The 9,544-nt window shown below is 39.9% G+C and carries 14 protein-coding genes; 1 reads left to right on the top strand and 13 read right to left on the bottom strand.

Translation table 11 applies throughout. From position 1 onward, the window contains the following. Window positions 1–307: 307 nt before the first annotated feature. From KHS79_RS24395 to KHS79_RS24335, 13 genes are all read right to left on the bottom strand, one after another. Window positions 308–646: a hypothetical protein gene (locus KHS79_RS24395; RefSeq protein WP_212722787.1), complete on the bottom strand. Its 339-nt coding sequence runs from the start codon at window positions 644–646 to the stop codon at window positions 308–310. Between the two features lie 359 nt (window positions 647–1,005). After that, the gene (locus KHS79_RS24390) at window positions 1,006–1,368 is read right to left on the bottom strand and encodes a hypothetical protein (protein WP_212722786.1); all 363 of its coding nucleotides are present in this window, start codon (window positions 1,366–1,368) and stop codon (window positions 1,006–1,008) included. 114 nt (window positions 1,369–1,482) lie between these two features. Further along, window positions 1,483–1,833 (bottom strand): hypothetical protein, encoded by a 351-nt coding sequence (locus KHS79_RS24385; RefSeq protein ID WP_212722785.1) that lies wholly within the window; start codon window positions 1,831–1,833, stop codon window positions 1,483–1,485. A gap of 72 nt (window positions 1,834–1,905) precedes the next feature. Beyond that, complete coding sequence (locus tag KHS79_RS24380; RefSeq protein WP_212722784.1) at window positions 1,906–2,430, bottom strand: ankyrin repeat domain-containing protein; 525 nt, start codon at window positions 2,428–2,430, stop codon at window positions 1,906–1,908. Between the two features lie 73 nt (window positions 2,431–2,503). Continuing rightward, window positions 2,504–3,019: a P-loop NTPase family protein gene (locus KHS79_RS24375; protein ID WP_212722783.1), complete on the bottom strand. Its 516-nt coding sequence runs from the start codon at window positions 3,017–3,019 to the stop codon at window positions 2,504–2,506. Between the two features lie 109 nt (window positions 3,020–3,128). After that, a complete protein-coding gene (locus tag KHS79_RS24370) occupies window positions 3,129–3,572 on the bottom strand; it encodes a hypothetical protein (protein ID WP_212722782.1) in 444 nt (147 codons plus the stop codon). A gap of 78 nt (window positions 3,573–3,650) precedes the next feature. Beyond that, window positions 3,651–3,983, bottom strand: a complete 333-nt coding sequence (locus tag KHS79_RS24365; RefSeq protein ID WP_212722781.1) for an immunity protein Imm33 domain-containing protein — start codon at window positions 3,981–3,983, stop codon at window positions 3,651–3,653. Between the two features lie 118 nt (window positions 3,984–4,101). Continuing rightward, window positions 4,102–4,449, bottom strand: a complete 348-nt coding sequence (locus KHS79_RS24360) for a hypothetical protein (RefSeq protein WP_212722780.1) — start codon at window positions 4,447–4,449, stop codon at window positions 4,102–4,104. 129 nt (window positions 4,450–4,578) lie between these two features. Beyond that, window positions 4,579–5,046 (bottom strand): hypothetical protein, encoded by a 468-nt coding sequence (locus KHS79_RS24355; RefSeq protein ID WP_212722779.1) that lies wholly within the window; start codon window positions 5,044–5,046, stop codon window positions 4,579–4,581. A 142-nt stretch (window positions 5,047–5,188) separates the two neighbouring features. Continuing rightward, the gene (locus tag KHS79_RS24350; protein ID WP_212722778.1) at window positions 5,189–5,827 is read right to left on the bottom strand and encodes a GAD-like domain-containing protein; all 639 of its coding nucleotides are present in this window, start codon (window positions 5,825–5,827) and stop codon (window positions 5,189–5,191) included. Between the two features lie 126 nt (window positions 5,828–5,953). Then, the gene (locus KHS79_RS24345; RefSeq protein WP_212722777.1) at window positions 5,954–6,136 is read right to left on the bottom strand and encodes a hypothetical protein; all 183 of its coding nucleotides are present in this window, start codon (window positions 6,134–6,136) and stop codon (window positions 5,954–5,956) included. Between the two features lie 405 nt (window positions 6,137–6,541). After that, a complete protein-coding gene (locus KHS79_RS24340; protein WP_212722776.1) occupies window positions 6,542–7,237 on the bottom strand; it encodes a DUF1963 domain-containing protein in 696 nt (231 codons plus the stop codon). 435 nt (window positions 7,238–7,672) lie between these two features. Further along, window positions 7,673–8,011 (bottom strand): HU family DNA-binding protein, encoded by a 339-nt coding sequence (locus tag KHS79_RS24335; protein ID WP_212722775.1) that lies wholly within the window; start codon window positions 8,009–8,011, stop codon window positions 7,673–7,675. 664 nt (window positions 8,012–8,675) lie between these two features. Between KHS79_RS24335 and KHS79_RS24330 the strand changes: the two genes are divergently transcribed. After that, window positions 8,676–9,539 carry a vWA domain-containing protein gene (locus KHS79_RS24330; protein WP_212722774.1) on the top strand — a complete coding sequence of 288 codons (864 nt, stop codon included), beginning with the start codon at window positions 8,676–8,678 and terminating at the stop codon, window positions 9,537–9,539. Window positions 9,540–9,544: the final 5 nt, after the last annotated feature.

Genomic DNA, 9,544 nt, shown 5'->3' with positions numbered 1-9,544 from the left:
GAGGCTAAGCCTTATAACTAACTGCGATAACAAAAAAAGGTTAATAAATACAGCTTATTTAAAGGTAAGTAGTTGCTAACATTAAAGGCTGCGAGTAATACGTAATCGGACGAGTGGCAGGGCTGGCAGTTGAAAAAATAGCCGATAACCCTGCGTATCGGCTATTTTCACTCAGGGGCGGATGGATCAAAATTCATTATCCTAACAGATAAATTAAATGAACTGCCCTGTGCGGTCCCGCATGCAGGGTGATGTGGGGAGAGCTGGGTAGATACCAGCTCTTACCCGATTAGAAGCTACCACGCTATTACCCTTTATACTTTTCAATATCTGTTGCCACAATTTCAGCTGGCCAACCCGAAAGATGACCACAGCCACCAAAATTTGGATCCGGTGCCAGAACTTTACCCTCAACAAGGACGGGTTTGTGAGCGAGTTTCTGCATGGCTCTGTCCTCGAACTTGAGAACAGGGCTACAGCTAAGCCAAATACTACTGTCGGAGAAACCTTCCTTTCTCTCTGACCTGGGGAGATGGCAAATTGAAACATTCTCAAACTCCCAAATGAGCACGCCATGAAGATATACATTCTTCCCTGCATACTCATCAAGATTTTCGATAACTTCGTTAACGCTCAAAATTTCCATAGGCTTCTAACTATTAATGAACGTCACTCTGACGCAATATATTACGTCGCATTGACGTAAAACACTCTGATTAATTTTAACCAGCCCTCACTATTTGAGCCAGATTAAAAAAGCGGCCCTTTTTCATTTCTCCTCGTGCACACTGTTGGCTATGAAGGCCGCATTAGCCACAAGGTTAAAATCAATAGAGGCGACTGCAAATAAAACCACCGTTTTCTTTACAGGTAATTATCGCTCAAGGACGGATGGATCAAAACTCATTATCCTAACGGATAAGTTAAATGAGCTGCCCTGTGCGGCCCCGCATGCAGGGTGGTGTGGGGAGAGCAGGGGAAATACCAGCTCTTACCCGATTAGGCTTAGTAGTAGCCAATGATACTAAGAACACCCGCTGCCTCTCTCACTGGTTGTAAATATTGTTCGAGATCTTCAAACCATTTTGCAGGTTTGGAAAGTTCGTTGCTCTCGTCTTCTAGTGGGGGGTACCACTCTTTGTGACGATTGAATAAATCAGGAATACCTCGGTTTAACATGTTTAATTCTTCTTGCGTGAAGCCTTCATTTAGTAAACGGTTTGCCTCCGCTAGTGCTTGCTCATAGACTGGAATTTTCTCAGCGAATAAGCACACATTGTTCAAATGAGAAATGAGAGCTTCTAGCGCTGGAATTAACTTACACAGCTGATTCTTTCGATCTTCTTTTGTGTAACGATATTCACTCATATGGAGCCTAACTATTAATGAACGTCACTCGGACAGAAGCCTAACCTCATTGTAGGCCTTATGGCTAGTGGTATCCCGGGAGGTGGGTAGATACCAGCTCTTACCCGATTATGTTCAGACAATTTGCACACATTTTAAATCTGTTTTCGATTGAATGATTGCTGCCAAGTATGCTGAAAGATCAACTGTCTCTGCATTTTCTAAATATGAAGCATGACTTCTGCTTGTTAATTGATAAATATCTTCTGGCTCCTCCCTTAAATCAAATTCCGGTTCTGGTAGTGCTAGGAGTGCCAACTCAATTCCTATTATTACTGATATGTAGGCAGGAAATTCTTCCCATCTGCCACTTTCATCTTCTTCGAAAACTAAGTTAAGTGCATTTCCAATAATTCTTGCTGTCTCTACATGAGAATACTTTTTCTCAATATTAAACAATGCATGAAGAGTTATATTACTTACCACTTAACTTCACTCCATAGAGAACATAACGCCCCAATCAACGTAGCTGGCTCCGCGTGCATTAGCTTGTTAGCTCTATTTAGCACCATTTTTTCTTAGAATAGACTTTACTTCATTGTTTAATGCCATGTTCAATGGTGTAGCTCCTGTAATATCTTTTACGTTAACGTCTGCCCCGTTTTGAATAAGTAACTTAACAACTTCGCTATGTCCATTCATTGCTGCCAAATGTAGAGGGCGAATATTTTCATCGGCTATTAAATTTACATTGGCACCAGCGGTAATCAATATTTTAACGCATTCTACTTGTCCTCTCTGGCTTGCACGTAGCAGGGGGCTAGCCTTATTTTTATCCAGTGGATCTATGGGGGAACCGCTTGATATCAGTAGTTTGAGTATTTTTATATCGCAGTTTTGTGCTGCTAAGTGGATTGGTTTTAACCGTTCTTCTTCAGTTGTGGTATTAACAAGATCTTTATCTTTATTCAGTAGTTCATGTACTTTTTCATAGTTACCGTCATTCACCTCAACGTGAATTTGCCCGGCTATAAGATGCTGACTAAACAATATAAATAGTAGTGCTAAAGATACCTTACTCATATTCATCCTTTAGAGCTAACTATTAATGAACATCACTCTGACGGAAAACCTACCCCCATTGTAGGCTCTATGGTTACTGGCATCCAGTGGGGTGGCTTCTTGCCTGATTAAGGCTTTCTAGCCATTCATTCACTTGAGTACGACTTTTAAGTCTCAATTTATCTCCGTTAAAGCGTTCATAAAGCGCATAGTGGAATGAGTGAGAGTTCTTGCTGTCTCGTGTGTAGTACTCAGCACACCAGTCTATCAAGCTATTTAATGATTCATCAGTTTGGCCTTGCCTAGCTCTAGATAGCATGCTTGCTTTACAAACCTCCCATGGAATATCTAAAAAAATTACAAAGTCTGAATAGGGCATAAATGCTTCTGCCAATGCACCAAAGACACCTTCAACAACCCAATTACTCTTTACTTTAAGGAGCTCAATATCACTTTTAACTATTTCTTTTGGCCTTTTGGTATTGAATCCATCTGGCTCCCAGAATAAATCATCTAGGGAAATTAGTTTATTCCCATTTGCTTTGACAATTTCTTCTGATAAGAAGGACTTACCAGAGCCACCATTTCCTAAAACTACAATTCGTTCCATTTTATTTAGTTGGTATTAACTATTAACGAAGACCATCTCAACTCTAGCCTCACTGTAGAGCCTATGTAGTGGTATCCAGCGAGCTAGGTAGATACCAGCTCTTACCCAATTAGTTTTTGGTCTCGATATCATAAATTCGCTCTCGACAGGACATTGAGGCTACCACAGCAGCTATGAAAAGAATTGGTGAAAACCACATCCAATTACCCATTTTTGGTGTAACATAGCCTAGCATGCCACAAAGACCCAATAACAATATGATACTTATGATCTTATTTTTTTCTCCAAGCTTAGCCAATGTATGTTTTGATATAATTAGCTCATTACCTTTATATAGATCACATTCAATCCTCCCCGTAAATACATTTTTGACTTTAAATTTTATAAAGTAATAATTTTCGTTCACCAAAAATTTATATTTTCCAGACACTCTAAAGGATTTATTCGTTTTAATAAGCTCTTCATTGATATAAAAATCTTCTTTACCCAAATATCTAAGTTCAAGCAGAACCTCATGCCCTTCAACATCGAATATAAATTTTGGATTAGCCATAATGAGCTCGTATTACAGTATAAATGCTAACATCCAAAGCAAGCACGCCGCCTTTTGGTGTCACCTTGCCTTTACTTGTTAGATGCTGATAAGTTCTGGATCATGCCATACATCCTCATACTCTCCAGCAATTAAAAATCTATAACCCGGAGGCAAGGATAAATATTGCTCTATTCCTGGCAGGTATTCTCTAATATGGCTTACGTGTAGTGCTTTAAAAAAATCCGGGTCTTCAGACATTTCTTCACCGCACCAAATATACCAGCCACATGCTCCATTTTCAGGGTCGTGCCGTAACCCGTTCACAGGCAGCTTGCCAATAGTTTCTATAGCAATTCCTATCTTCTCTTCCGCTTTGCAGAGAAGTGGGGCCGCATCGAACTTTTTACATATTTCATTCTGATTAGGCACAATGTCTCCTAAGGCATGTAACCATTAATGAACGTCACACCTAACGCAAACCTGAACACATTCTAGGCCTTGTAGTTACTGGTATCCAGTGAGGTGGGTAGGGGTGGCTCTTGCCCGATTATGCGATTTCGTCAAAACTTGCACCACTCAATACTGCTTCGGCAATTAAGAAAGCACAACGACGGTAAATATCATACCTTGGGCTGTCGTTAGCGACATACTCAAGCTCGACAATTTCCAATTCCCCGTTTAGTTTACCATTGGCCGTGGCTACACCTTCTAAGGAGTGCTTGATTATCTCTTCTTCATCGAGACTACCATTAAGACGCACATCGGTAGATCCCGTTTTTATTACTTTAATAGAATTGGGTTCTTCAGAACCAAACTTAAGCCCAAGATAAACATGAGCTGGCCCAGTTATCATCGTAACAATGTAACGATTACCTTTCTTATAATATCCCGGCATGTACCAAGCCTATTTCGCATAACTATTAATGAACGTCACTCTGACGTAAAACCTAACCCCATTGTAGGCCTTATGGTTAGTGGTATCCAGTGGGGTGGGTAGGGAGTAGTTTTTGCCCAATTAGCATATTCATTTGCCGGAATGGCCAATGGAGTTCGACCATTTCGACAACCAGTTCTTTATTTGTTGGTTTTCTACAAGTTCATCTACACTAACCAACCTCGAAGACATATCTATATGAGGTTTAAATTCAATATTTAGTATGCTCTCTAACTGTTTAACTAAAGCTGGAAATTCATATATATCTCCAAGCGTTGGCCATTTAATTATTTTCTTATATTTAATCTGTTGTGATTCTACTCTTACATCATTACTGGGACGCCACTGAACTTGAAATAGTTTGTCATGCCGTTCGAGAGTAGCCACCCAACACCCCTCCGCTGGAATATTTAGATCCAATTTGATGGAATCACCTACAAGTCTGTTTCGTTTATAAAACCAGTTTTCTATCGGCACCGTACTAATACGAAAACCAACGACCCAGGAATCATTTGGAACTTCAATTGCCAGCTTATCTGCCCATTCATTTACATTCATACTGGATCAAATACTCATTTCTTTAGTAATGCTAACTATTAATAAACGCCACCCTGACGCAAAACCTAACCCCATTGTAGGCACTATGGTTAGTGGTATACAGCGGGTAGATACCAGCTCTTACCCGATTAGGCATACCTACCTATATATTTATGTTTTTTACCACAGGATTCGAAAACTCTCGCAGCAAAGATAAGTGTGCTATGCCCTTAACCCTACTCAGCCTCTCTATCTTGATATTCCCATCCAAAGTAAGTGCAGGCTCAAAACCATAAAGCTCATCATGCTCAAGGTGGCCAAGTCGATTGAAGGCATCATTAAAAATGCCTTTACCACCTAAAGAAATATCGTACGCGCCTTTCCTTTGCATTACGAACCAAGATAATATTATTTCTTCTTTATCTTCGAGGTCAGATTCTTTACTAATCTCACTAAGATCTAAACTTATAAAACCTAGAGCCGGGCTAATATTGATAATGGCGCCAGATTTAGCTTCTAATATCTGGAGATCCCCAAAAGCTCCTCTGGCGATACAAAAGTAACTTCCGTCTTCTGGCAGACCAGTACCATCTAACCAGTCAGCAATAACACCCTCATACACTTCAGGATTGACTAGCCAAAATAATCCATTATCAAAACCTGAGAAGCCTACTATTTCCCAAGCTCCAATTAGGTTTGATGGGAGGACATTGCGGTATTTATCGATCACAGCAGCGTCAGCTTCACATCGCTTGGTAGGGATGTATTTCTGACTTATATACTCAGCTAATTCTTTATCCATGCATCAAAACCTTCCTTGCCTAACGCTCCGATCATCGGGCCAGCGTAGTGGAACAGTTTTTTTGTAAAAGAGCGCAGCGATATCATAAAAACTGTTGAGCGTAGCTAGCTCCACATGCATGGCTTGTTAAGCATTTGCCCGAGTTAGTAACGAGTTTACCAGTTCTTGGCTGGACTCCATATACTGATATACATTTCGCTCAAAATATATAATTGGATCAACTTCGTCGTAATCGAAATAATGATCTAGCTGGTAGCCAAATTGCACTTCTGGGATTTCATAATCCTCGCCTATGGCGTTTCGAGCCACCCAATGAACAAATTTCCTAACTGCTTCATAATTCGTTTGGTCTAATTTTGTTAAGCGAATACAAAAGCGCTCCTTAAATGAGAATTCAATTGCAGATGGAAATTCATAGCTAGGCTTTTTAACACATACTGAAGGACCCTTGAGCGATAATTCAATCAATGGATCATAGATATCATCATCTAATTCGATAATTTGCTTGTCTGCCCAGGCTTTAACTTCTCTTTCAGTGAAGTAACCTTCTGCTCATAAACCAATAATTATTGAAATTCGTTGCTCAATCATGACCGATGCTTAACGTCCACGGCGTTTTCATGATCAATAATTATACAGCACTATCAGTACACAGGGTGGTGTGGGGAGAGCTGGGTAGATACCAGCTCTTACCCGATTCTGTGTTTTGCGGCACTAATAGCATTGCCAGGTGAGTGCCCAATCGTTCTTTTTACCCTTGGATGTGCCGCGCCCGAAATAGCCAACACCATTATCTCCCCACATCCAGTTCCCCTTTTCTGTTGTATCGACTTGAAAAACATACTCAGGATTAGCTTCATGCTTATTCCAAGGAGCCCAGAATATTTCCGCTTGAATTAAAGTAGGCCAGCCCCCAAATTTGAACCCACCTACATTCTCAAAAAGATCATAATACATATCTTCGATTTCTTCCGGGCATTCAACTGGTACATCTTCCCAACATGGGAAATCCTCATCAACAACCCTCGGCTTCATGGGAAATGGCTTTAACCAACTACCGCTATCTGATTGCTTCAACGGAACAAGATCTTTAATGCTTTTATAAGTTCGCAATTCCCAATTGTTACCATTTGGCACATCAATTGGAAGCTCTTTTGGGCCAATAAAAATAGTAATAAACTCGATATCTTCCAAGCCCTTTGGCTTAAAAGGGAATTCTGTGAGGTTTACTTGTGCTAGCGCATGCATTGGCTCTCCACTCTGTTCAGGCCACTCTTCGCCAGGGAGACAAAATGATACTTTTCCAAACCAGGAACAGAAAGGATCCTCTGGTGGTCTGAATCCACCAATATCCATTACGATTGCTTTACGAATTATTTCCCTTTTAAAACTTTCGATAATTTCATCCATGCTCATTTCCTACTACACAGAACTTAATGAACGTCACTCTGACGCAATACATTACGTCGCATTGACGTATAACACTCTGATTAATTTTAACTGGCTCTCACTATTTGAGCCAGATTCATATTATGAATTTTAACTTATCTAATTGATAATAAAGGGTATTTTGTTTTTTTGAAGGGGTGTTATACGTCAGAGTGACGCAATATATTACGTCACTTTAGGGTACTTAACCGTCGCTATTTATGAGAGTGATTTTGAGAAAAGCCTATCATTAATCAAGTTTATAATTGTGTCCTCTTGGTGAGCATGCCTGAAGCAAATGCACTAAACAGCACATCCTCTCAGCAGCCGTGCATAGTTTATTTCATGGCTCTGCATACTTACACCGAGGGGACACGTTTAAAAGGGCTTAGCTTCTTCGCTATTCTCCGTATCTTCTTATGAGACAGTAAAGTCTTTGAGCTTTTTCAGGGGTTGAATTCTCACTTGCATAGAAGCGGGTTTAGCCTTAAACATCATCTCTTCACCCGTAAATGGATTCACGCCTTTTCTGGCTCTAACAGCAGGTTTTTTCTTGGTTTTAATCTTGAATAGGCTAGGGAATACAAATTCACCACAGCCGCGCTTACTGATATGTCGCCCCATGATATCAGCGAGAGACTCCATTACTGCATTCACATCCTTTTTGGAGAGCTCCGTACTTTCAGCAATTTCGCTGACTAGCCGACTTTTGGTGAAAGGTTCCTGTACAGCGGTTTTCTTACTAGATGATGCCATTAGCATATACCCTCAAACATAACCATTTCCGGTAACATGATCTCAGCACTATACTTAATTTGTAGTATGCATTCATGACAAAAGGCAAGATAGTATGATAAGAAAAACGAAGACCATTGACAGAAGTAGAGTGTTTCCTCGGCAGCCGTGCAACCTGTCATAAGTCTGTAGACAATTTGATACATGACTTATGAGAGCACTTTTGATAGTCCTCACCTGCCCCTCTCAAAATGTATACTTTTTGATAAACACCTAAATGCATTATACATAGGCAACTGGTACTTATTGCTTTACCCTATGGATAGGGCCTTATAGTTATAACCTAAATGAACTAGATGTTGTACATCTCTAGCCGAGGGGACACCAATGAATAGGTAAATAGGTGTTAAATTTGCACTTTAACCCTATTTAAAGTCAGTAGGTTAAAGCTTTTTTTGGCGAAAATTTCCAGAATCCAGTCAAACCATTAATACAATTAAATACAAAATAATTAATTTAAATACACGACACTACATGTATTTTTATATATGTTATGCGATAATGATTCTCGTTTTTGTTAGGCTTTCTACTGATAAATGATGCTTCAGAAATCAATAAATTGCCTGTATTAAAAAAGGAAATATTAGTCGGTAACTGTTTGCCGCTCATTAAAAGGACTATTAAGATGAATACTTATAAAAAGTTAGCCCTCACATTTCTATCATTAGGCACTGCTTATGCTTCTGCGGCCTTTGCAGAAAATTCAACAAACTTTATAGAAATTGTTATTGATCAAACGAGCTCAATGTCAGCCACGCGGAGCAGCACAGGTAACTCTCGATTCGCTGATGCAATTAGTTCTGCAGTCAAAAACCTGCAGCTTGTCAATGACAGAGCAAAGGTTAAAAATACAACGTTATTAGTTGGTGTATCTACGTTTGATTCTAGCCAGGGGTTTAAGCAGCGAGTAGACTTCGTAACACCAGAGCAAGCACTTGATACATTACAGCAAATTGCTCTCGAAAGTCCCCGCGCAAGTACTCCCTTAGCTGATGCCTTATGTTCAGCTGCTGATGAACTATATCAAGAATCTGTTCCTAGTGGTAAATATAGTCGCTACATCTATTTCTATACAGATCTTAATGAAAATCAAAGCAAAGGCTCTTGTTCAGGCAGTGATTGGCAGTCTAAAGTAATTCAAAAATTCTTCAGTGGGTTTCCACACCCCATCATGAATGTAACCATGTTTACTACTAAAGATAACCTAACAACTCCAAATTATTCCCTTAGGGAACTTAACGGTATGCTATCACGGCGCCATACAACCAATAATAATGATGCCAGCATAATAGAAGCTGCAAGAGAGTTTACCTGGTCAACCCAATTAAACGGTGATGTTCAAAACGAGGTATTATTTTTTACTTACCTAGCCAATTATACCAATGGCTCTGCAGTGGGTTATAGTGATGAATCTGCTGACCCTATAATTGATTCAAGCAATACTAGCGGTAGTGGGTGCGATTGGATGTACCCATCTTGTAAAGAGTGATTACA

The organism is Zooshikella ganghwensis (assembly GCF_018263875.1).
Taxonomy (GTDB): domain Bacteria; phylum Pseudomonadota; class Gammaproteobacteria; order Pseudomonadales; family Zooshikellaceae; genus Zooshikella; species Zooshikella ganghwensis.
Note: the sequence above shows the minus strand (reverse complement) of the source record. Positions and strands in the feature narration are given on the sequence as shown.

Excerpts from the sequence above, each read along its gene's own strand:
- KHS79_RS24395 (WP_212722787.1), bottom strand. The coding sequence starts at position 646 with ATGGAAATTTTGAGCGTTAACGAAGTTATCGAAAATCTTGATGAGTAT.
- KHS79_RS24390 (WP_212722786.1), bottom strand. The coding sequence starts at position 1,368 with ATGAGTGAATATCGTTACACAAAAGAAGATCGAAAGAATCAGCTGTGT.
- KHS79_RS24380 (WP_212722784.1), bottom strand. The coding sequence starts at position 2,430 with ATGAGTAAGGTATCTTTAGCACTACTATTTATATTGTTTAGTCAGCAT.
- KHS79_RS24375 (WP_212722783.1), bottom strand. The coding sequence starts at position 3,019 with ATGGAACGAATTGTAGTTTTAGGAAATGGTGGCTCTGGTAAGTCCTTC.
- KHS79_RS24370 (WP_212722782.1), bottom strand. The coding sequence starts at position 3,572 with ATGGCTAATCCAAAATTTATATTCGATGTTGAAGGGCATGAGGTTCTG.
- KHS79_RS24360 (WP_212722780.1), bottom strand. The coding sequence starts at position 4,449 with ATGCCGGGATATTATAAGAAAGGTAATCGTTACATTGTTACGATGATA.
- KHS79_RS24355 (WP_212722779.1), bottom strand. The coding sequence starts at position 5,046 with ATGAATGTAAATGAATGGGCAGATAAGCTGGCAATTGAAGTTCCAAAT.
- KHS79_RS24350 (WP_212722778.1), bottom strand. The coding sequence starts at position 5,827 with ATGGATAAAGAATTAGCTGAGTATATAAGTCAGAAATACATCCCTACC.
- KHS79_RS24340 (WP_212722776.1), bottom strand. The coding sequence starts at position 7,237 with ATGGATGAAATTATCGAAAGTTTTAAAAGGGAAATAATTCGTAAAGCA.
- KHS79_RS24335 (WP_212722775.1), bottom strand. The coding sequence starts at position 8,011 with ATGGCATCATCTAGTAAGAAAACCGCTGTACAGGAACCTTTCACCAAA.
- KHS79_RS24330 (WP_212722774.1), top strand. The coding sequence starts at position 8,676 with ATGAATACTTATAAAAAGTTAGCCCTCACATTTCTATCATTAGGCACT.